20 protein-coding genes are annotated in these 20,735 nt (G+C 64.7%); 19 read left to right on the top strand and 1 reads right to left on the bottom strand.

Annotated features, from left to right (window positions below):
- Window position 1 precedes the first annotated feature (1 nt).
- From UNPA324_RS18590 to mmsB, 5 genes are all read left to right on the top strand, one after another.
- The gene (locus UNPA324_RS18590) at window positions 2–1,078 is read left to right on the top strand and encodes an aldose epimerase family protein (RefSeq protein WP_141935304.1); all 1,077 of its coding nucleotides are present in this window, start codon (window positions 2–4) and stop codon (window positions 1,076–1,078) included.
- Window positions 1,075–1,956 (top strand): SMP-30/gluconolactonase/LRE family protein, encoded by an 882-nt coding sequence (locus UNPA324_RS18585; RefSeq protein WP_128922643.1) that lies wholly within the window; start codon window positions 1,075–1,077, stop codon window positions 1,954–1,956. The genes UNPA324_RS18590 and UNPA324_RS18585 overlap by 4 nt, the downstream gene beginning before the upstream one ends.
- A 72-nt stretch (window positions 1,957–2,028) precedes the next feature.
- A complete protein-coding gene (gene chvE, locus UNPA324_RS18580) occupies window positions 2,029–3,102 on the top strand; it encodes a multiple monosaccharide ABC transporter substrate-binding protein (RefSeq protein ID WP_128922642.1) in 1,074 nt (357 codons plus the stop codon).
- 189 nt (window positions 3,103–3,291) lie between these two features.
- The gene (gene mmsA, locus UNPA324_RS18575; RefSeq protein ID WP_141935303.1) at window positions 3,292–4,869 is read left to right on the top strand and encodes a multiple monosaccharide ABC transporter ATP-binding protein; all 1,578 of its coding nucleotides are present in this window, start codon (window positions 3,292–3,294) and stop codon (window positions 4,867–4,869) included.
- The gene (gene mmsB, locus UNPA324_RS18570) at window positions 4,866–6,056 is read left to right on the top strand and encodes a multiple monosaccharide ABC transporter permease (RefSeq protein ID WP_128922639.1); all 1,191 of its coding nucleotides are present in this window, start codon (window positions 4,866–4,868) and stop codon (window positions 6,054–6,056) included. Before mmsA ends, mmsB begins: the two co-directional genes overlap by 4 nt.
- A 134-nt stretch (window positions 6,057–6,190) precedes the next feature.
- On the opposite strand, the gene UNPA324_RS35200 is transcribed toward mmsB, so the two are convergent.
- On the bottom strand, window positions 6,191–6,358 hold the full coding sequence (locus UNPA324_RS35200) for a hypothetical protein (protein ID WP_164936651.1): 168 nt from the start codon (window positions 6,356–6,358) through the stop codon (window positions 6,191–6,193).
- A 173-nt stretch (window positions 6,359–6,531) separates the two neighbouring features.
- On the opposite strand from UNPA324_RS35200, the gene UNPA324_RS18565 reads away from it, so the two are divergent.
- The 14 genes from UNPA324_RS18565 (at window position 6,532) to UNPA324_RS18500 (ending at window position 20,734) form a co-directional block, all read left to right on the top strand.
- On the top strand, window positions 6,532–7,110 hold the full coding sequence (locus tag UNPA324_RS18565; protein ID WP_128922638.1) for a cytochrome c oxidase subunit 3 family protein: 579 nt from the start codon (window positions 6,532–6,534) through the stop codon (window positions 7,108–7,110).
- Entirely contained in the window at window positions 7,110–7,373 is a 264-nt protein-coding gene (locus UNPA324_RS18560) for a cytochrome C oxidase subunit IV family protein (protein ID WP_164936658.1), read from the top strand. The genes UNPA324_RS18565 and UNPA324_RS18560 overlap by 1 nt, the downstream gene beginning before the upstream one ends.
- A 111-nt stretch (window positions 7,374–7,484) precedes the next feature.
- Window positions 7,485–7,937 carry a c-type cytochrome gene (locus tag UNPA324_RS18555; protein ID WP_128922636.1) on the top strand — a complete coding sequence of 151 codons (453 nt, stop codon included), beginning with the start codon at window positions 7,485–7,487 and terminating at the stop codon, window positions 7,935–7,937.
- Between the two features lie 35 nt (window positions 7,938–7,972).
- Complete coding sequence (locus UNPA324_RS18550) at window positions 7,973–9,319, top strand: cbb3-type cytochrome c oxidase subunit I (protein ID WP_141935302.1); 1,347 nt, start codon at window positions 7,973–7,975, stop codon at window positions 9,317–9,319.
- 62 nt (window positions 9,320–9,381) lie between these two features.
- Window positions 9,382–10,191 (top strand): CbbQ/NirQ/NorQ/GpvN family protein, encoded by an 810-nt coding sequence (locus UNPA324_RS18545; protein WP_128922634.1) that lies wholly within the window; start codon window positions 9,382–9,384, stop codon window positions 10,189–10,191.
- Window positions 10,192–10,200: 9 nt separating this feature from the next.
- Window positions 10,201–12,120, top strand: coding sequence for a nitric oxide reductase activation protein NorD (locus tag UNPA324_RS18540; RefSeq protein ID WP_141935301.1), 1,920 nt, complete (start codon window positions 10,201–10,203; stop codon window positions 12,118–12,120).
- 71 nt (window positions 12,121–12,191) lie between these two features.
- Window positions 12,192–12,854 (top strand): HAD family hydrolase, encoded by a 663-nt coding sequence (locus UNPA324_RS18535; RefSeq protein ID WP_141935300.1) that lies wholly within the window; start codon window positions 12,192–12,194, stop codon window positions 12,852–12,854.
- A gap of 7 nt (window positions 12,855–12,861) precedes the next feature.
- Window positions 12,862–13,812, top strand: a complete 951-nt coding sequence (locus tag UNPA324_RS18530) for a sugar-binding transcriptional regulator (protein ID WP_128922631.1) — start codon at window positions 12,862–12,864, stop codon at window positions 13,810–13,812.
- Window positions 13,813–14,095: 283 nt separating this feature from the next.
- Window positions 14,096–15,349: an ABC transporter substrate-binding protein gene (locus UNPA324_RS18525; RefSeq protein ID WP_488226032.1), complete on the top strand. Its 1,254-nt coding sequence runs from the start codon at window positions 14,096–14,098 to the stop codon at window positions 15,347–15,349.
- Between the two features lie 152 nt (window positions 15,350–15,501).
- Window positions 15,502–16,374, top strand: coding sequence for a carbohydrate ABC transporter permease (locus UNPA324_RS18520; RefSeq protein WP_128922629.1), 873 nt, complete (start codon window positions 15,502–15,504; stop codon window positions 16,372–16,374).
- Window positions 16,375–16,377: 3 nt separating this feature from the next.
- Window positions 16,378–17,208 carry a carbohydrate ABC transporter permease gene (locus tag UNPA324_RS18515; RefSeq protein WP_128922628.1) on the top strand — a complete coding sequence of 277 codons (831 nt, stop codon included), beginning with the start codon at window positions 16,378–16,380 and terminating at the stop codon, window positions 17,206–17,208.
- 15 nt (window positions 17,209–17,223) lie between these two features.
- Window positions 17,224–18,231, top strand: coding sequence for an ABC transporter ATP-binding protein (locus tag UNPA324_RS18510; protein WP_128922627.1), 1,008 nt, complete (start codon window positions 17,224–17,226; stop codon window positions 18,229–18,231).
- 42 nt (window positions 18,232–18,273) lie between these two features.
- Window positions 18,274–19,047, top strand: coding sequence for an SDR family NAD(P)-dependent oxidoreductase (locus UNPA324_RS18505; protein WP_141935299.1), 774 nt, complete (start codon window positions 18,274–18,276; stop codon window positions 19,045–19,047).
- Window positions 19,048–19,087: 40 nt separating this feature from the next.
- Entirely contained in the window at window positions 19,088–20,734 is a 1,647-nt protein-coding gene (locus UNPA324_RS18500) for an FGGY-family carbohydrate kinase (protein WP_128922625.1), read from the top strand.
- The last annotated feature ends 1 nt before the right edge of the window (window position 20,735 follow it).

Below are 20,735 nucleotides of genomic sequence, written 5' to 3'. Positions count from 1 at the left end.
CATGGCAGGCTCAAAAATCGAAAAAGATGTCTTCGGAAGACTGCCTGATGGCCGCAATGTCGGGCGCATCGTGCTGCGCGGTGCAGGCGGGTTCGAAGCGCGCATCATCACCCATGGTGCGGTGCTTCAGGCGCTGATCGCGCCGGATGCAAAGGGTGGCCATGACGACGTCGTGCTCGGCCATGACGCGTTCACCGGCTATCTCGCGGAACGAAAGTTCTTCGGCGCCACCGTCGGCCGCTACGCCAACCGCATCGCCAAGGGACAGTTTTCGCTGGATGGTGAGATGGTGCAGCTTGCCGTCAACAACGGCCCGAATGCGCTGCATGGTGGCCTCGTTGGGTTCGACCGTAAGCTCTGGGCGGTCGCGGAGATCGACGAGGGCGCCGAGCCCGCGGTGACGCTGACCTATGTCAGCCCGCATGGTGAGGAGAATTATCCCGGCCGGCTCGACGTCCGCCTGACCTATCGCGTCACCGGGCCGACCGAGCTGTCGCTTTCCATGGAAGCGCGGACCGACCGACCGACCATCGTCAACCTGACCAACCACAGCTTCTTCAATCTCGAAGGCGCGACGTCGGGCACGTCCATTCTCGACCACCGCTTGACGGTCGCCGCCGAGCATTTCCTCGCCATCGATCCCACCGCCATTCCGTTGCCGGAGCCGCCGCGGCGCGTTGCCGGCACGCCGTTCGACTTCCGCGAACCTCGGCTGGTCGGCGAGCGCATCCGGCAGGGCGACCAGCAATTGCAGAACGGCAGGGGCTACGACCACACCTATTGCCTCGGGCGTGATGGCAAGCTCGCGCTCGCCGCGCGGCTGGAGGCGCCGCGCTCGGGGCGGATCATGGAGCTGTTTACCGACCAGCCTGGCCTTCAGGTCTATTCCGGCAATTATCTCGACGGCACAATCTCGGGGAAGGGCGGCAAGCTCATCCGGCAGTCGGACGCCATGTGCCTGGAGCCGCACATCTGGCCTGATGCGCCGAACCGGCCGGATTTTCCGAGCCCGCGCCTTGATCCGGGCGAGGTCTATCGGCATCACACGGTCTATCGCTTCGCAGTGAGGACGCCATGATCGAGCAAGTCCCCACCTCCGTTCTCTCGGACGATCCCTGCCATCTCGGCGAGGGCCCGACTTATGACATGACCACCGATACCGCCTGGTGGTTCGATATCCGCGAGGGACGGCTGTTCGAGGCGCAACTTGGCAGCGGTAGCATCCGCGTTCATGCGCTCGGCCGGATGGCGAGCGCGCTTGGGCGCATCGATGCCGAACGGCAGCTGATTGTCGCCGAGGACGGGCTTTACATCCGTAAGCTTGCTGACGGCGCGATGACGCTGTTCCTTCCGCTCGAGGCGGACAATCCCGCCACGCGCTCCAATGATTGCCGCGTGCACCAGTCCGGCACGTTCTGGATCGGCACCATGGGCAAGAAAGCCGAGCCGAAGGCAGGGGCGATCTACGCGCTCCATCGCGGCAAGATCTCGACGCTGTTTCCCGGCGTCAGCATCCCCAATTCGATCTGCTTCTCTCCGGATGGCGCCACCGGCTACTTCACCGACACCCCGCGCGCCGTGCTCTACGCCGTGCCGCTCAATCCCGCGACCGGCCTGCCGCGCGGTGAGCCGGAGGTGCTGCTGCGCCATACCGGCATTGGCGGTCTCGACGGCTCGGTGTGCGACGCCGACGGGCAGATCTGGAACGCCTGCTGGGGCGCGAGCCGGATTGATGTCTACTCTCCGCAAGGTGAACGCCTGCGCTCGCTCAGCGTGCCGGCGAGGCAGGCGAGTTGCCCGGCCTTCGTCGGCCCCGACCTGTCGCGTCTCCTCGTCACGTCCGCCTGGCAGGACATGGACGCGGCCGCACGCGCCGCCGATCCGCAAGCCGGTTGCACGTTTCTACTGGAGGCATCCGCGCGCGGTCGCGCGGAGCCCGACGTCAAGCTCGCATAGGAGGCCCGAAGCAGCCCACGACCACGTTCTCCACGACACGAAGAAACAATCTGACACCCAAGGGAGTAAAACATGCTGAAACTGAAGACCACATTCCTCGCGCTGGCGCTGGCGGGCGCTGCGACGATGGCGACGAGCCTCACCGCTTCCGCCCAGGACAAGGCGACCGTCGGCATCGCCATGCCGACGAAGTCGTCGGCGCGCTGGATCGACGACGGCAACAACATGGTCAAGGTGCTGAAGGAACGTGGCTACAACACCGACCTGCAATATGCCGAGGACGACATTCCGAATCAGCTCTCGCAGGTCGAGAACATGGTGACGAAGGGCGCGAAAGCGCTGGTGATCGCCGCAATCGACGGCACCACGCTGTCCGACGTGCTCAAGCAGGCGAAAGCAAAAGGCATCACCGTGATCGCCTATGACCGCCTGATCCGCGGCACGCCGAACGTGGATTACTACGCGACCTTCGACAACTTCCAGGTCGGTGTGCTTCAGGCGCAATCGATCGAGAAAGGTCTCGGTCTGAAGGAAGGCAAGGGTCCGTTCAACATCGAGCTGTTCGGCGGCTCGCCCGACGACAACAATGCCTACTTCTTCTACAACGGCGCGATGAGCGTGCTGAAGCCCTACATCGACAGCGGCAAGCTCGTCGTCGCCTCGGGCCAGATGGGCATGGACAAGGTCGCGACGTTGCGTTGGGATGGCGCCACCGCCCAGGCCCGCATGGACAATTTGCTCAGCGCTTACTACGGCAACAAGAAGATCAATGCCGTGCTGTCGCCCTATGACGGCATCTCGATCGGCATCATCTCCTCATTGAAGGGCGTCGGCTATGGCAGCGCCGACCAGCCGATGCCGATCATCTCGGGGCAGGACGCCGAGGTGCCTTCGATCAAGGCGATGCTGCGTGGCGATCAGTACTCGACCATCTTCAAGGACACCCGCGACCTCGCCAAGGTGACCGCCGACATGGTCGACGCCGCGCTCGCCGGCAAGCAGGTCACGGTCAACGACACCAAGACCTATGAGAACGGCGTCAAGACCGTACCGTCCTACCTGCTCAAGCCGGTCGTGGTCTACAAAGACAATTGGGAGAAGGTCCTGGTTGACAGCGGCTACTACAAGAAGTCGCAGTTCCAGTGAGGTTTCCTTTTCCCTCTCCCCGCGCGCGGGGAGAGGGGGACTCTCGATGAGGGACGAAAAGCACGTCCACAAACTCGTCATGCCCGGGCTTGTCCCGGGCATCCACGCCCTTCGTCGCAGGCGGCTGCACGTGGATGGCCGGGACAGGCCCGGCCATGACGACGCGGAGACGTTCAGGAGTATGATCACATGACCGCCATGCTGGAGATGCGCAACGTCAGCAAGAGCTTTGCCGGCGTCCAGGCGCTGCGCGACGTCAACTTCTCGGTTCAGGCCGGGCAGATCCACGCGCTCGTCGGCGAGAACGGCGCCGGCAAGTCGACGCTGATGAAGGTGCTGAGCGGGGTCTACCCGCATGGCAGCTACGAGGGCACTATCGTCTTCGAGGGTGAGGAGCGGCGCTTCCGCGACATCAACGATTCCGAGGCGCTCGGCATCATCATCATTCATCAGGAGCTGGCGCTGATTCCGCTGATGTCGATCGCGGAAAACATCTTCCTGTCGCATCCGCCCTCGAAGCTCGGCGTGATCGATCGCGATGAGGTGTACCGGCGCACGCGCGAGCTGCTGGCGCAAGTCGGTTTGAAGGAATCTCCGGACACGCTGATCACCGATCTCGGCGTCGGCAAGCAGCAGCTTGTCGAGATCGCCAAGGCGCTGTCAAAGCGGGTGCGGATGCTGATCCTGGACGAGCCGACCGCCAGCCTGAACGAGGCGGACAGCGCTGCGCTGCTCGAACGCCTGATGGCATTCCGCGAGCAGGGCATCGGCTCGATCCTGATCTCGCACAAGCTTAACGAGGTCGCCAAAGTCGCCGACCACATCACGGTGCTGCGCGACGGCCGCACCGTCGACAGCATCGACTGCCATGCCGAACCGATCCAGGAAGACCGCATCATTCGCAGCATGGTCAATCGCGATATGGCTCACCGTTTCCCGGAGCGTAGCGCCAAGATCGGCGAGCCGGTGCTCGACGTCGCGAACTGGTCGGTCTATCACCCGATCCATCCCGAGCGGCAGGTGATCAAGAACGTCAATTTCGGCGTCAGGCGCTGCGAGGTCGTCGGCATTGCCGGATTGATGGGCGCGGGCCGCACCGAATTCGCCATGAGCCTGTTCGGTCGCTCCTGGGGCACTGCGATCAGCGGCACCCTGCGGCTCGAAGGCCGGGACATGGTGTTGCCGAGCGTCGCGGCGGCAATCGACGCCGGGCTTGCGTATGTCACCGAGGACCGCAAGCAGCTCGGCCTGATCCTGGCCGACGACGTCCGCAAGAACATCACGCTCGCCAGCCTCGACCAGGTCGCACCCGGGAGGGTGATCGACGACATCGCCGAGCTGAAGATCGCCAGCGATTATCGCGCCCGCATGCGCATCCCCTGCTCCGACGTCTACCAGGAGACCGGCCAGCTCTCCGGCGGCAACCAGCAGAAGGTGGTGCTGTCGAAGTGGCTGATGACCGACCCAAAAGTCTTGATCCTGGACGAGCCGACGCGGGGCATCGACGTCGGTGCCAAATACGAGATTTACTGTATCATCAACGAGCTGGCGGAAGCCGGCCGCGGCGTCGTGGTGATCTCCTCGGAGATGCCCGAGCTGCTCGGGATCTGCGACCGCATTTGCGTCATGAATGACGGCGCCTTCGTCGGGGAGTTCACAGGGGCCGAGGCAACGCAGGAAAAGATCATGCGCGCCATCATGCGCAACGAACGAAACATTGGGAACGCCGCGCCAGCGGCCGCGGAGATGGGAGGATCGCAGCTATGACCGACAAGACGGTATCGCTGCCCGAGGAGCGCCGGCACGGCAGCTTCATCAAGAACAATTTGCGCAATTACGGCATGCTGATGTCGTTGATCGCGATCATGCTGTTCTTCCAGGTCATGACAGGCGGCACGCTGCTGCAGCCGCTCAACCTGACCAACCTGGTGCTCCAGAACAGCTACATCGTCATCATGGCGCTGGGCATGCTGCTGGTGATCGTCACCGGCCATATCGACCTTTCGGTCGGCTCGGTCGCGGGCTTCGTTGGCGCGGTCGCCGCCGTGCTGATGGTGACTTACAAGGTCGATTACACGCTCGCCTTCATCGCCTGCCTGCTGCTAGGGGCCGCCATCGGCGCGGCGCAGGGCTATTGGGTGGCATTCTTCGGGATTCCGTCCTTCATCGTGACGCTGGCGGGCATGCTGGTGTTCAAGGGCCTCGCGCTCGCGGTGCTGCAGGGCCAGTCACTCGGCCCGTTCCCCGCGACCTTCCAGAAGCTGTCCTCCGGCTTCATTCCGGAGCTTCTGCCCGAGGCTGGCACGCTGCATCCGACCTCGATGCTGATCGGCGCCGTGCTCGCGCTCGGCCTCGTCTATGCCAGTGCCAAGGGCCGCTCGCGCGAGCAGTCGCACGGCATCGAGGTCGAGCCTTACGCGTTCTTCCTGGGCAAGAGCATCCTGCTCGCGTGCGCCGTGCTGTACTTCACCTACCTGATCGCCTCACATCGCGGCCTGCCGAACGTGCTGGTGATCATGACCGCCCTGATCGCGCTGTATGGCTTCGTCACCCGGCGTACCGTGATTGGCCGCCAGGTCTATGCGGTCGGCGGCAATGCGAAGGCGGCAAAATTGTCGGGCATCAAGACCGAGCGGCTGACTTTCCTCACCTTCGTCAACATGGGCGTGCTCGCAGCACTCGCGGGCCTCGTCTTCGCCGCGCGCCTCAACACCGCGACCCCGAAGGCCGGCCTCGGTTTCGAGCTCGACGTCATCGCCGCCTGCTTCATCGGCGGCGCTTCAGCTTATGGCGGCGTGGGTCGCGTCGGTGGCGCCGTGGTCGGCGCCATGATCATGGGCGTGATGAACAACGGCATGTCCATCCTCGGCATCGGCATCGACTATCAGCAGGTCATCAAGGGTCTCGTGCTGCTCGGGGCGGTGTGTATCGACGTGTACAATCAGCGGCGGTAGCTGCAACGGCAGTGCCGCAGGGTGGGTTAGCGAAGCAGATGTGCGAAGCGCATCTGCTTCGCGTAACCCACCAATTCGTTGCGGGTCCGCGGAAGCATGGCGGGTTACGCCTTCGGCTAACCCACCCTACGGCACTACGGCAGCGGTGATTGCGTCGTGAACAGCACCGCCGCGATCGCGACCGACAAGCCCACCGCCGATACGGTTGCCGCGGTCGACAGCACCCCCATTCGCCGAAGTGCGATGGCGAACGCGACGATGATGGGGGTCGCGGTCATCAGCCCGATTTGTGCCTCGCTCATCGCATTGCTCGCCGTTTTGGGGAACCGCCGGATGCATTCAACTTATGTCGGCGCGACGGGCGGAACGTTGCGTTAGCGCAAACGCGCCTCTGGCCGGTTGCATTATTTGTCCGGCGACAAAGTTGGAATCGCGCCGGTTGGATATCTGTCCGGCGGCTTGAGGCGGAAGGCAGATGTCGGCGACGGATTGCGAGCAACAGGGCACCGGCTGGGGAATCCTGGAAGATCTTCCCGGCGATCCCATGATCTGGGTGCTGATCTTCAGCGAACTCGCCGCTTTCGGCCTGTTCCTCGGTGCCTTCGTCATCGCTCGTGCGCTTCACCCAGCGCTTTTCGCGGCCGGTCAGGCCACGCTCGATGCACATCTGGCGGGAATCAACACCATCGTGCTCGTGACCAGTGGCTGGGCTGCCGCGCGCGGGGCGGCTGCGGCACGGGCGGGCGAAAGGGTGCGTGCGCGCGGCTGGCTGTTCGGCGCCATGGCGCTCGGCGCGCTCTTCATCGCGGTCAAGCTGTTCGAATATGCCGGCGAGATCGCGTTAGGAAACGGCCTGGAGACCAGTCCGTTCTTCACGCTGTACTTCCTTCTCACCGGCTTCCATCTGCTGCATGTCGGCCTCGGCATCGTGATCCTGGCCGTCGTTTCCTGGGGGGCCCGGCCGGAGGGCGTCGAAACCGGAACCGCTTTCTGGCACATGGTCGATCTGCTCTGGATCGTCATGTTCCCCATCATCTATCTGGTGCACCCGTGATTCCAGATCGTCTCGACATTGCCTGGATCATGTTGATCGGCCTCGCGCTCGCGACCATTTTGGTGCCCCCGCTGGTGGTGTCCCGCCCCTTGTTCGCCAATGCTTTGCTGCTGACCTTCGCCGCCCTCAAGGGCCGCCGTATCGTGCTCGATTTCCTCGATCTTCGCTCAGCGCCGGCGCTTTGGCGCGGCCTCGTCAGCGCCTGGGTCATCATCGTGGTGCTGTTCGCCTGGCTCGCATCCGCCATCGTTGCCCTGATCTGACGAGCGGTTGCGCATCGTCGCAATCCTTGCGCTTCCTCAAAGAGCGACCCGAGCCAATCGGCAATAAATCGCATCACCGATTTTCTCGACTCAAACCGGAAAGGATTGGCAATGGCTGAACGCCTGACCAAGTCGGCCGCTCGAAATGTCTTCTACGGCGGTTCGGCCTTCTTCTTCGCCATCTTCATAGGGCTGACGGCGCACAGCCATTACTACATGGCTACGACATCGACGGACGCGGCCATGCTGACGTCGTCGGTCGCCCGCGGCAAGCATGTGTGGGAGAAGAACTCCTGCATCAACTGCCACACTCTGCTCGGCGAGGGCGCCTATTTCGCGCCTGAAGTCGGCAATGTCTGGGATCGCTGGGGCGGCAACGAGGATCCGGCCGCAGCGCGCGAAACGCTGAAGGCCTGGATGCAGTCGCAGCCCTCGGGTGCGCCGGGCCGACGGCAGATGCCGCAGTTCAATCTCACCAACCAGGAGCTCGACGATCTCGCCGACTTCCTGCAGTGGACCAGCAAGATCAAGCGGCAGGATTGGCCGCCGAACAAAGCCGGCTAAGCGCTTTCCTCTTTCAAGACAGAGAGACCTCCGAGATGAAATATCAAACTCAGAAAGTCGCGATGCTGTATTTCTACGGCGCGCTGACCCTGTTCCTGGCCCAGATCCTGTTTGGCCTTCTCGCCGGAACGATCTACGTCCTGCCCAATACGCTGTCGACCGTCCTGCCGTTCAACATCGTCAGGATGATCCACACCAACGCACTGATCGTATGGTCGCTGATCGGCTTCATGGGCGCGACCTACTTCCTGCTCCCGGAAGAGACCGAGACCGAGCTCTATAGCCCGCTGCTGGCGAAGATCCAGTTCTGGATGTTCTTCGGCGCAGCCGGCGTCGCCGTGGTCGGCTATCTCTTCCATTATCACGAGGGCCGCGAGTTCCTCGAACAGCCCTTCATCATCAAGGTCGGCATCGTCGTCGTCTGCCTGATGTTCCTGTTCAACGTCACGATGACGGCGCTGAAGGGCCGCAAGACCACGATCACCAACATCCTGTTGTTCGGCCTGTGGGGCGTCGCGATCTTCTTCCTGTTCGCCTTCTACAACCCGGCGAACCTCGCCGTCGACAAGATGTACTGGTGGTACGTCGTCCATCTCTGGGTCGAAGGCGTCTGGGAGCTGATCATGGCCTCCGTGCTCGCTTATCTCATGATCAAGCTCAACGGCATCGATCGTGAAGTCGTCGAGAAGTGGCTCTACGTCATCATCGGCCTTGCCCTGTTCTCGGGCATCCTCGGCACCGGCCACCACTTCTACTGGATCGGCGCGCCCGGCTACTGGCAGTGGATCGGCTCGCTGTTCTCCACGCTCGAGGTTGCGCCGTTCTTCACCATGGTGATCTTCACGGTGCAGATGACCTGGAAGGCCGGCCGCAAGCATCCGAACCGCGCCGCGCTGTTGTGGTCGGTCGGCTGCTCGGTGATGGCGTTCCTCGGCGCCGGCGTGTGGGGATTCCTGCACACGCTGTCCTCGGTGAACTACTACACCCACGGCACGCAGGTCACCGCCGCGCACGGCCATCTCGCCTTCTTCGGCGCCTATGTGATGCTGAACCTGTCGGTGATGGCTTATGCGGTCCCGCAGCTCAAGGGACGTGCGCCCTATAACCAGTGGCTCTCGATGGCGAGCTTCTGGATCATGTGCACGGCCATGATGGTGATGACCTTCGCGCTGACCTTCGCCGGCGTGGTTCAGGTCCATCTCCAGCGCGTGCTCGGCCAGGGCTATATGGACGTGCAGGACCAGCTCGCGATGTTCTACTGGGTCCGGCTCGGCTCCGGTGTGTTCGTCGCGATCTCCGCGCTGATGTTCGTCTGGGCCGTGCTGGTGCCGAGCCGCGCGAAGCAGGCGGTCATCCCCGGCGCATTGCAGCCGGCTGAGTAGACGCAAATGGCGGCCGCGGTTCGCCGCGGCCGCCTGCTTCCTGGAAAGTCCGGAGAGACATCATGAAAGCTGCCCTTCACACGGTGACCTCGACGCCCGAGCTGCCGGACTATGTTCCATCCGGAAACGAATGCGAGCTTTTCGAGCATGCCTGGCGACGGCGTCTGCCGGTTCTGCTCAAGGGGCCGACCGGCTGTGGCAAGACCCGCTTCGTCGCGCACATGGCGGCGCGGCTGGGACTGCCGCTTCACACCGTCGCCTGCCATGACGATCTGACCGCCGCCGATCTCACCGGCCGCTATTTGCTCAGGGGCGGCGACACCGTGTGGACCGATGGTCCGCTGACGCGCGCGGTGCGCGAGGGCGGCATCTGCTATCTCGACGAGGTCGTGGAGGCGCGCAAGGACGTCACCGTCGTGCTGCATCCTCTGACCGACGATCGCCGCATCCTGCCGCTGGAGCGTACCGGCGAGGAGCTGGTGGCGCCGAGCAGCTTCATGCTGGTCGTCTCCTATAATCCCGGCTACCAGACGCTGCTGAAGGCGCTGAAACCCTCGACGCGGCAGCGCTTCGTCGCCATCGAATTCGATTTCCTGCCGCCAGAGCAGGAGATCGGCGTCGTGTCCGCCGAAAGCGGGCTGTCGCCGGAGCGCGTGCGGCCGCTGGTGGGGCTGGCTGGGCGGCTGCGCGCGCTCAAGGGCCACGATTTGGAGGAGGGCGTCTCGACCCGGCTCGTGGTCTATTGCGCGACGCTGATCGCCGCGGGCACGCCGGTCGCCGATGCCGTGCTGGCGGGCATGATCGAGCCGCTCACCGACGACGCCGACGTGAAGGCGGCGCTTCTGGACGTCGCGCGCGCCGTCATCGGGTGAGGCCGCGTCATGCTCGACTTCCTCGAACTGGAGGAGACGGTCGGCCGCGCCTGGCACAGGATGGTCGGCGGCACCGCGAGCTATCCGGTTCACGACGATCACGCCGTCGCACTGACCGAGGTGAGGGGGCGGCTCGCGGTGATGTTCCGCGCGCTCGGCGGCGAGACCGGGGTGCAGATTGCGAGCGCAGGCGCGCGAAAATCGGGGCATCGTCTCGGCTGGCGGCAGCGCATCGGCCTCGGAGACGAGCGGCTCGAGCAGCCGGGCCGTGACGCCGCGACCATCTTCCTTCCCGATCGCATCTCGATCTTTCCCGACCGCGGGTTGAACGCAGCGCTCTATCGCTGGCTGGCGGCATGGTTCGCCGCCGCGCCGATCGATACGATCACGGAAGTCGATGCGCTGCGGCGGGATCTTCTGGTGTTGCGCCGGGCGAGCGAGACGGCGGTCTTCGTGCTCATGCAATTTCCCGGTCTTGTCGGCGATTATGCGAAGCTCGCCGCAGCGACGGCCGAGGCCAGGCCTCGCCGCTCCCTGCCGCGCATCGAGCAGGAGGTCGAGCAGATCGTGCTGGCCCTGCTCGGAGCCGGCAAGGCGCCTGCGGGTAGGCTGTGGCCGGCGATGATGGGGACGGGCCCGCTGCCCGACAAGGCGCCGCCGGGCTATCATTCGATCCTGCCGTGCCCGCTCTGGGGGGATTGCTGGACGCGCGAGCTCTCCCCCGCCCATGCCGGCGAGGACGAATGCGCGCCGGGCGCGGAAGCCGCGCCCGAGAACGATCGCAAGCGCTTTGCCGTCCGCGAGCGCGAGGACAACGCCAACCGCCGCGATCCGTTCGTGCTCAACCGCTTCGAGAAGATCCTCGCGATGGCCGAAATGGTCAACGTCGACCGTCCGGCCGACGACAGCGAGGACGAGGATGCGCAGAAGACCGCCGACGATCTCGAGGAGATCACGCTGAGCCGCCGCACCGGCAAGCCGGCGAGCCGGTTCAAGTTCGATCTCGACCTGCCGCCGGAAGCTCTCGATGCCTCGAAGCTGAATGCAGATCTTACCTATCCCGAATGGGACTATCGCAGCGGCTCCTATCTGCCGGACCATTGCCGCGTGCTCGCAGGCGCAGCCTCCGAGCAAGGTGAGAGCTGGACGCCTGACGATGCCACGCGTCGGCACATTCGCCAGGTGCGCCGCCGCTTCGAGGTGCTGCGGCCGCGCCACGAGCTGATGCGCGCCCAGGCCGACGGACATGATCTCGATCTCGACGCGCTCGTGCGTGCGCGGTGCGACCTCCGCGCCGGCAGCGGCGGCAGCGGTCTCGATCGCATCCACGTCGCCATGCGGCCGCAGGGGCACGATCTCGCCGTCACGCTGCTCGTCGACGTCTCGTTGTCCACGGACGCCTGGGTCGATGGCTATCGCGTGCTCGACGTCGAGAAGGAGGCGCTGCTGGTGCTTGCGCATGGGCTGTCGGCCTGCGGCGATCACCACAGCATCCTAACCTTCACCTCGCGCAGGCGCTCCTGGGTGCGGCTCGAGACGGTGAAGGCCTTCGGCGAGCCGATGAGCGGGACGGTGGAGCGCCGGATCGGCGCGCTGAAGCCGGGCTATTACACGCGGATCGGCACGGCGGTGCGCCATGCCGCGGCCGAGCTCGCCCGCCAGCCGCAGCGCAAGAAGCTGCTGATCGTGCTCACCGACGGCAAGCCGAACGATGTCGATCATTACGAGGGACGCTTCGCGGTCGAGGACACCCGCAAGTCGGTGCAAGAGGCGCGCCGGCTCGGCATCGCCGCCTTCGGCGTCACGGTGGACGCGACAGCCCAATCCTACTTCCCGACCCTGTTCGGCCGCGGCGGCTACGCCATCGTCGGCAACATCAAGCGGCTGCCAGCGGCGCTGCCGGCGATCTACCGGCAGGTCGCGCATTGATGTCGGAACCTGCGGGCATGCGCTCTTGGTGAGCTATTGCTCACTTAATGGGTATATGATCGAATGGCCGGATGGAGCAGGGCCGGCCAAGACCAGATCTGATCATCTTCGATTGCGACGGCGTGCTCGTCGACAGCGAGCTACTGAGCTGCCGGTGTCTGTCCAAGGTACTGGCCGGGTTCGGCATCGCGCTCAGCCAGCAGCAGGCGCTCGAGCTCTTTCTCGGGCGCAGTACCAAGGCGATCGAGCAGCATTATCGTGATCTCGGGCAGATCGTGCCGGAGAGCTTTCTGCCGTGCCTGAAGTCGCAAGTGCTGTCGACGTTCGCAGCTTCGCTTCAGCCGATCGCCGGCGTTGCCGGGGTGGTGTCCGACCTGTCCGTGCCGTTTTGCGTGGCCTCGTCCAGCGACCTCGACCGCGTCGCGCTCTCCCTCGACGTCACCGGCCTGCGGGCGCATTTCGGCGACCGGATCTACACGGCGCAAATGGTCCGGCATGGCAAGCCGGCGCCGGATCTCTTCCTGTACGCGGCCGAGAAGATGCGCGTCTCGCCCGAGCGCACCCTGGTGATCGAGGACAGCGTCAGCGGCGTGAAGGCGGGCAAGGCGGCCGGCATGACCGTCTGGGGATTTGTCGGCGGCAGCCATTACCGCGGCCGTGACGGGCAGGCTATATTGTCCGGTGCGGGGGCCGACCGGGTCTTCGCGCGCATGAGCGATTTCTGGGAGGCGTGAGGCCCGCATGGCCGCCGAGAACGACAAGTCGCGACTCGACGATGCCGCGCGCGCCGGCTGGCTTTATTTCATCGCCGGTCACACCCAGGACGAGATCGCGAAGATGCTCCAGGTCTCGCGGGCCTCGGCGCAGCGGCTGGTCTCGCTGTGCCTCGCCGAACGCCTCATCACGTTCCGGCTCGAGCACCCCATCGCCGCTTGCATGGAACTTGCGGCGCGCCTGAAGGAGCGGTTCGACCTTGTCCATTGCGAGGTGGTGCCGGCTGATCCTGCGGCGCCGCAGGCCACTGCGGGCATTGCCGAACGCTGCGCCAATCTGCTCGATGCGACGCTGCGCTCTGAGACGCCCGTGATCGTCGCGCTCGGCACCGGCAGGGCGGTGCGCGCAGCGGTCGAGCGCGTCACGCCGATCGACCGACCCAATCACCAGATCGTCTCACTGGTCGGCAACATCTCCGCCGACGGTTCGGCGAGCTTTTACGATACCGTCGGCCGGCTCGCCGACCGCACCGGGGCGCGGCATTATCCGATGCCGCTGCCGTTCCTGATGTCGTCCGAGGACGAGCGCAACAAGATGGTCCGCATCGAGCCGATCGCCAAGGTGAAGGCGGTGGCGGCCAAGGCGGATTTGCGCCTCGTCGGCATCGGCCAGATGGACCAGAAGGCGCAGGTTCACATCGACGGCTTCGTCACCCGCGACGAATTGTTCGAGATGATGCGGCTCGGCGCCATCGGCGAGATCACCGGCTGGGCTTATGATTCCAAGGGACGTCTGCTCAAGGCCGGCACCAACAAGCGCCTCACCAGCATTCCGCCGGAAGTGCCGGCGAAGACCACGACGATCGGCGCTGCCGTCGGCGCGGCCAAAGTGACGGCGATCGCCGCGGCGCTGAACGGCGGCCTGATCAATGGGCTCATTACTGACGAGACAACCGCGCAGGCGATTCTGGAGCGGTAGGGGGCGTTCGGTGTAGCCGCGTCGGAACTGCGCTCCCTCTCCCGCAAGCGGGAGAGGTGAAGAATCCGCCGCCCTCGTCTCAGTTCAACTCACGCCCTCCCGCACCGCAGCACTCATAAGTTGCGCAAATGCCCGCGCGCCTGCTTGACAACGGTCGCCGCTCCGTTGAACATACGCCCAACGCGTGGGCATATGCTCAAACGCGAATTGAGGGGAGGTCACCGTGAAACATGTCCTGGGCGCCGTCTGCGGCGCGTCTGCACTTTTGCTGGCCGTCCCCGGGATGGCCGAAACGACCCTGACCATCGCCACCGTCAACAATGGCGACATGATCCGCATGCAGGGGCTGACCGCCGAATTCACCAAGAAAAACCCCGACATTGCGGTGAAATGGGTGACGCTGGAGGAGAACGTGCTGCGTCAGCGCGTCACCACCGACATCGCCACCAAGGGCGGGCAGTTCGACGTGCTCACCATCGGTACCTATGAGGTGCCGATCTGGGCCAAGAAGGGCTGGCTGGTGCCGCTTGCCAATCTCGGCGGCGATTACGACGTCGCCGACCTGCTGCCCAAGATCAAGGACGCGGTCTCCGTCGACGGCAAGCTCTACGCCGCGCCGTTCTATGGGGAGAGCTCGATGGTGATGTATCGCACCGATCTGTTCGAGAAGGCCGGCCTGAAGATGCCGGAAAAGCCGACCTGGGATTTCGTCGTCGATGCCGCCAAGAAGCTCACTGACAAGAGCGCCGGCACCTACGGCATTTGCCTGCGCGGCAAGGCCGGCTGGGGCGAGAACATGGCGTTCCTCTCGGCCATGGCCAACTCCTACGGTGCGCGCTGGTTCGATGAAAAGTGGCAGCCGCAGTTCAACACGCCGGAATGGAAGACGACGCTGACGACCTACGTCAACCTGATGAAGGAAGCCGGCCCGCCCGGCGCCAGCTCCAACGGCTTCAACGAGAACCTGGCGCTGTTCAACGCCGGCAAGTGCGCGATGTGGATCGACGCCACGGTGGCGGCATCCTTCGTCACCAACCCGAAGGACTCCAAGGTCGCCGACAAGGTCGGTTTCGCGCTGGCGCCGAACACCGGCCTCGGCAAGAACGCCAACTGGCTGTGGGCGTGGAACCTCGCGATCCCCGCCGGCTCCAAGAAGACGGAAGCCGCCGAGAAGTTCATCGCCTGGGCAACCAGCAAGGACTACACCAAGCTCGTCGCGTCGAAGGAAGGCTGGGCCAACGTGCCGCCGGGCACGCGCACCTCGCTCTACCAGAACCCCGACTATCTGAAGGTCGCCCCGTTCGCGAAGCTGACGTTGGCCTCGATCGACGCAGCCGATCCGAACAAGCCGACGGTGAAGCCGGTGCCTTACGTCGGGGTGCAATACGCCGCGATCCCCGAATTCCAGGGCATCGGCACCCAGGTCGGCCAGCAGTTCTCGGCCGCACTTGCGGGCTCGATGACGGTCGATGCCGCGCTGACCGCGGCGCAATCGGCGACCGAGCGCGAGATGAAGCGCGCCGGCTACATCAAGTGAACCCGAGCTCGACCTCCTGAGCTCAGACTTGCGGCCATCCGCCCGTCCCAGGATGGATGGCCGCCTTCTTCCCGAGGTTTCATTTTGACGCGTTTTCTTCCCGCGAACCGGTCTCCACTTCGCTCGAAAACGCTCTGAAGGAGAAGTCAGGGATGGCAACCCGGCAGACGCAGTTCCTTGCGCGCTCGCTCCTGACGCCTGCGGTCGGGCTGCTCTTCATCTGGATGATCGTTCCGCTCGCGCTGACGATCTACTTCTCGACCCTGCATTACAGTCTGCTCGATCCCGGCTCCGAGTCGTTCGTGGGCCTGGAGAACTTCCGCTACTTCCTCACCGATCCGGCCTTCCTGGCCTCGCTTCAGAACACGCTGGTTTTGGTCGGCTCCGTGCTGGCGCTGACGATCCTGCTCGGCATTCCGCTCGCGCTGTTGATGGACCAACCGGTGATCGGGCGCAATTTCGTGCGGCTGATGGTGATCGCGCCGTTCTTCGTGATGCCGACGGTCAGCGCGCTGGTCTGGAAGAATTTGTTGATGCATCCGGTGTCCGGCCTGTTCGCCTGGCTCGCCTCGCTGTTCGGCCTGACGCCGATCGACTGGTTCAACGACGTGCCGCTCCTTGCCGTGATCCTGATCGTGACGTGGCAATGGCTGCCGTTCGCCACGTTGATCCTGCTCACCGCGCTGCAATCGCTCGACGAGGAGCAGAAGGAGGCCGCCGAGATGGACGGCGCCAGCGCGGTATCGACCTTCATCTACATCACGCTGCCGCATCTGGCGCGCCCCATCACGGTCGTGATCCTGATCGAGACGATCTTCCTGCTGACGGTGTTCGCCGAGATCTTCGTTACCACCGGGGGAGGGCCGGGCCTTCAAACCACCAACATCGCCTTCCTGATCTATTCGCAGGCGCTGATCCAGTTCGACGTCGGCAGCGCCTCGGCGGGCGGCCTCGTCGCGGTGGTGATCGCGAACGTCGTCGCCTTCTTCCTCGTCCGCATCGTCGGCCGCAATCTGGAGGCTTGACCCATGGCACGGATGGCGACGACGCGGCGGGTGGTGGTCTCGACGATCGGAGCGTGGTTCTTCGGCTTCCTGATCTTCTTCCCGATCCTGTGGATGGTGCTGGCGAGCTTCAAGACCGAGCTCGAGGCCTTTGCGGTGCCGCCGTCCTTCCTGTTGTTCCACTGGACCACGGAGAACTATGCGACCGTGCAGGAGCGCAGCGACTATTTTCACCACGCGATGAACTCGATCATCATCGCCGGCGGCTCGACGCTCATCGCTCTCTTGATAGCTATTCCCGCGGCCTGGTCGATGGCGTTCTCGCCGACCAAGCGCACCAAGGACATCCTGCTCTGGATGCTCTCGACCAAGATGATGCCGCCGGTCGGCGTGCTGGTGCCGATCTACCTGATCTACAAATCCTTCGGTCTGCTGGATTCGCGCATCGGCCTCGTCTTCATCCTGTGCCTCGGCAACCTGCCGATCGTCATCTGGATGCTTTTCACCTATTTCAAGGAGATCCCGCGCGACATTCTCGAAGCCGCGCGCATGGACGGCGCCACCATCGGCCGCGAGCTGGTCTACGTGCTGACGCCGATGGCGATCCCGGGGCTGGCGTCCACGCTGCTGCTGAACCTGATCCTCGCCTGGAACGAAGCGTTCTGGACGCTCAATTTGTCGACCTCGAACGCGGCGCCGCTCACCACCTTCATCGCCTCCTATTCCAGCCCGGAAGGGCTGTTCTGGGCAAAGCTGTCGGCGGCCTCGACGCTGGCGATCGCGCCCATTCTCGTCCTCGGTTGGTTCAGCCAGAAGCAGCTCGTGCGCGGGCTCACCTTCGGCGCGGTGAAGTAGAGGGGCTGCCGGATCATGGGTCAGATCACACTTCAAGGCGTGCAGAAATCGTTCGGCCCCGTGCACATCATCAAGGGCGCCGACCTCGACATCGCCGACGGCTCCTTCGTGGTCTTCGTCGGCCCGTCCGGCTGCGGCAAGACCACGCTGCTGCGGCTGATTGCCGGGCTCGAAGACGTCTCTGGCGGCAACATCCTGATCGACGGCAAGAACGTCGTCGACACGCCACCCGCCAAGCGCGGACTGTCGATGGTGTTCCAGTCCTACGCGCTCTATCCGCATATGAGTGTGCGCGGCAATATCGGCTTCGGCTTGAAGATGGCCGGCCTGCCGAAGGACGAGATCAACCGCAAGGTCGAGGCCGCCGCCGCGACGCTGAACCTCACGCCCTATCTCGATCGCAAGCCGCGCGAGCTCTCCGGTGGCCAGCGCCAGCGGGTCGCGATCGGCCGCGCCATCGTGCGCGAGCCCAAGGCGTTCCTGTTCGACGAGCCGCTCTCCAACCTCGATGCCGCGCTGCGCGTGCAGATGCGTATCGAGGTGACGCGGCTCCAGAAGCAGCTCGGTACCACCGCGATCTACGTGACCCACGACCAGGTCGAGGCCATGACCATGGCCGACAAGATCGTCGTGCTCAACGGTGGCAAGATCGAGCAATATGGCTCGCCGCTGGAACTCTACGAGCGGCCGGCAAATCTCTTCGTCGCCGGCTTCATCGGATCGCCCAAGATGAACTTCGTCACCGGCGAGCTGGCCAAACAGCAGGGCGCGGCCACCATCGGCGTGCGACCGGAGCATCTCAAGATCGAGCGCGACGGCGCCGGCGGCTGGCAGGGCACGATCGCGGTCGCCGAGCATCTCGGCAGCGACACTTTCCTTTACGTCGATGCCGGTCAGCTCGGCATGCTGACGGCGCGCTATATCGGGGAATTGAGCCTGCACGCCGGCGACCGCGTCTCGCTGCTGCCGGACCCTGCGCGCATCCATCGCTTCGATGAGGCCGGCAACGCGCTTCGAGGCTGACAAGAAACGGCAAGAAAGCGGCAAGAAACGGAAAGAACCACCATGTACCTGGAAAAATTCAAGCTGAACGGCAAGACCGCGTTCATCACCGGCGGCGGGCAGGGCATCGGCCTTGGCTGCGCGGAAGCGCTGGCTGAAGCCGGCGCCAGGGTCATCATCGGCGACCGCGACAGCAAGGTCGCCGACAGTGCCAAGGCCAGCCTGAAGGCGAAGGGCTTTGACATCGAGACCGCGATCATGGACGTCACCGATACCAAGCGCGTGGCGGAGGTCGCGAACGACCTCGTCGCCCGTCACGGCAAGGTCGACATTCTCGTCAACAATGCCGGCATCGCCCGTAGCGAAACCCCGGCCGAAACCGTCACCGACGAGCACTGGCTCAACGTCATCGACGTCAATCTCAACGGCACCTTCTGGTGCTGCCGCGAATTCGGCAAGCACATGCTGAAGGCGAAAAGTGGCGCCATCGTCAATGTCGGCTCGATGTCCGGCTTCATCGTCAACAAGCCGCAGGAGCAATGCTTCTACAACGCCTCCAAGGCTGCCGTGCATCACCTGACCAAGTCACTGGCCGCCGAATGGGGCGCGCGCGGCATCCGCGTCAATGCGGTGGCGCCGACCTATATCGAGACCCCGCTCAACGCCTTCGTGAAGAGCAACGCCAAGATGTACGACGCCTGGATCGGTGGAACTCCGATGGCGCGGATGGGGCAGGTCGAGGAGATCGCCTCCGTCGTGCTGTTCCTCTCCTCGGAGGCCGCGAGCCTGATGACCGGCAGCATCGTGCTGGTGGATGGCGGCTACACTTGCTGGTAGGTTTACCGTCAAGACTGACGGAAAGCGACCGGGAGCGACAATGCCGCGAGCGTATATCGGCGTCGACGTGGGGACCACGAGCACGCGGGCCGGGGTGTTTGACGAGGCCGGAAACCTGCTTGCGACCGCGCGGCATCCGATCCGGATCTGGCACGAGCCTGGCGACATCGTCGAGCAATCATCGCAGGACATCTGGGAGGCCTGCGTCAGATCGGTGCGGGCGGCGATGGCGGAAGCGGCCATCGCGCCCGACAGCGTCGGCGGCATCGGCTTTGACGCCACCTGTTCGCTGGTCGTCCTGGATCGACAGGGCGAGCCGCTCACCGTCAGCGCGTCCGGCGAGGCGCAACGCAATGTCATCGTCTGGATGGATCATCGTGCCATTGCCGAGGCGCGGCTGATCAACGAGACCGAGGACGCCGTGCTGCGCTATGTCGGCGGCTCGATCTCGCCCGAGATGGAAATGCCGAAGCTGTTATGGCTGAAGCGGCACCTTCGTGGGAGCTTCGACGCCGCTGGCCACTTCTTTGATCTCTCGGATTATCTGACCTGGCGCGCGACCGGCTCGCTGCAGCGCTCGACCTGCACCGTCACCTGCAAATGGAACTATCTCGCCCATGACGGCGGCGGCTGGAGCGCGCAATTCTTCAAGCGCATCGGCCTGTCGGACTTCGTTATCGAGAAATACGCCCGCATCGGCACCGAGATCGTCGCCCCCGGCACGCGACTGGGCACCGGCCTTAGCCGCGCAGCCGCCGCTGAGCTCGGCCTGTCGCCGGGCCTGCCGGTCGGTGCCTCGCTGATCGACGCCCATGCCGGCGGCATCGGGGCGATCGGCGGCCGCGACGGCTCGGGCGGGGCCAGCGACGTCTGCGACCGGCTCGCCTACATCATGGGAACGTCGGCCTGCATCATGGCGACGACGAAGGAGCCGTATTTCGTGCCGGGCGTCTGGGGACCTTATTATTCCGGCATGGTCCCGGACTTCTGGCTCAACGAGGGCGGCCAGTCTGCCGCGGGTGCGGCGATCGACCATCTCCTCAAGTCGCATCCGGGCCACACTGATGCGAGCGCGGCGGCGCGCAGCGAGGGCCTCGACCTCATCGACCTCCTCGAACGCCGCATCATCGCGCGCGCGGGCAGCGCCAGCCGCGCCGCGCTGCTCGCCCGCGATATCCATGTGCTTCCTGAGTTCATCGGCAACCGCTCGCCCTACGCCGATCCTGATACGCGCGCGGTGATCGCGGGCCTCGATCTCGACACCGACATCGCCTCGATGGAGCGGCTGTTCGTCGCCGGCCTGTGCGGGCTCGCCTATGGGCTCGCCGAGGTGATCGAAGCCTTTGCCGCGCACGGCGTGCGCTCCAGCATGATGATCATGGGCGGCGGCGCCAGCCGCAGTGCGCTGGTACGGCAGATCATGGCCGACACGACGGGGCTCACGGTCGCGCTGCCGCAGACGAAGGAGCCGGTGCTGCTCGGTGCCGCGATGTTGGGTGCGGTGGCCGGCGGTGCCTATGCTTCGATCGGCGAGACCATGGCCAAGATGTCGGCGCTGGGAGGGAAGAGCGAGCCGACCGCGCCCGACATGGCGGCGTTTCACACGCGCAAGCGCGAGGTCTACAAGCTTCTGCGCGAGGTCGACCGCGGCAGCCGCGCGGCGATGCGCGACATCGCGAGAGGTTGAA

Source organism: Bradyrhizobium sp. UNPA324 (genome assembly GCF_006658635.1).
Taxonomy (GTDB): domain Bacteria; phylum Pseudomonadota; class Alphaproteobacteria; order Rhizobiales; family Xanthobacteraceae; genus Bradyrhizobium; species Bradyrhizobium nanningense.
Note: the sequence above shows the minus strand (reverse complement) of the source record. Positions and strands in the feature narration are given on the sequence as shown.

Bases quoted from the DNA above. Each gene is read 5' to 3' on its own strand.
- UNPA324_RS18590 (WP_141935304.1), top strand. From the start codon at position 2: ATGGCAGGCTCAAAAATCGAAAAAGATGTCTTCGGAAGACTGCCTGAT.
- UNPA324_RS18540 (WP_141935301.1), top strand. From the start codon at position 10,201: ATGCTCGACTTCCTCGAACTGGAGGAGACGGTCGGCCGCGCCTGGCAC.
- UNPA324_RS18565 (WP_128922638.1), top strand. From the start codon at position 6,532: ATGTCGGCGACGGATTGCGAGCAACAGGGCACCGGCTGGGGAATCCTG.
- UNPA324_RS18520 (WP_128922629.1), top strand. From the start codon at position 15,502: ATGGCAACCCGGCAGACGCAGTTCCTTGCGCGCTCGCTCCTGACGCCT.
- UNPA324_RS18515 (WP_128922628.1), top strand. From the start codon at position 16,378: ATGGCACGGATGGCGACGACGCGGCGGGTGGTGGTCTCGACGATCGGA.
- UNPA324_RS18545 (WP_128922634.1), top strand. From the start codon at position 9,382: ATGAAAGCTGCCCTTCACACGGTGACCTCGACGCCCGAGCTGCCGGAC.
- UNPA324_RS18510 (WP_128922627.1), top strand. From the start codon at position 17,224: ATGGGTCAGATCACACTTCAAGGCGTGCAGAAATCGTTCGGCCCCGTG.
- UNPA324_RS18555 (WP_128922636.1), top strand. From the start codon at position 7,485: ATGGCTGAACGCCTGACCAAGTCGGCCGCTCGAAATGTCTTCTACGGC.
- UNPA324_RS18525 (WP_488226032.1), top strand. From the start codon at position 14,096: ATGGCCGAAACGACCCTGACCATCGCCACCGTCAACAATGGCGACATG.
- UNPA324_RS18530 (WP_128922631.1), top strand. From the start codon at position 12,862: ATGGCCGCCGAGAACGACAAGTCGCGACTCGACGATGCCGCGCGCGCC.
- mmsA (WP_141935303.1), top strand. From the start codon at position 3,292: ATGACCGCCATGCTGGAGATGCGCAACGTCAGCAAGAGCTTTGCCGGC.
- UNPA324_RS18500 (WP_128922625.1), top strand. From the start codon at position 19,088: ATGCCGCGAGCGTATATCGGCGTCGACGTGGGGACCACGAGCACGCGG.
- UNPA324_RS35200 (WP_164936651.1), bottom strand. From the start codon at position 6,358: ATGAGCGAGGCACAAATCGGGCTGATGACCGCGACCCCCATCATCGTC.
- chvE (WP_128922642.1), top strand. From the start codon at position 2,029: ATGCTGAAACTGAAGACCACATTCCTCGCGCTGGCGCTGGCGGGCGCT.
- mmsB (WP_128922639.1), top strand. From the start codon at position 4,866: ATGACCGACAAGACGGTATCGCTGCCCGAGGAGCGCCGGCACGGCAGC.
- UNPA324_RS18535 (WP_141935300.1), top strand. From the start codon at position 12,192: ATGGAGCAGGGCCGGCCAAGACCAGATCTGATCATCTTCGATTGCGAC.
- UNPA324_RS18550 (WP_141935302.1), top strand. From the start codon at position 7,973: ATGAAATATCAAACTCAGAAAGTCGCGATGCTGTATTTCTACGGCGCG.
- UNPA324_RS18505 (WP_141935299.1), top strand. From the start codon at position 18,274: ATGTACCTGGAAAAATTCAAGCTGAACGGCAAGACCGCGTTCATCACC.
- UNPA324_RS18585 (WP_128922643.1), top strand. From the start codon at position 1,075: ATGATCGAGCAAGTCCCCACCTCCGTTCTCTCGGACGATCCCTGCCAT.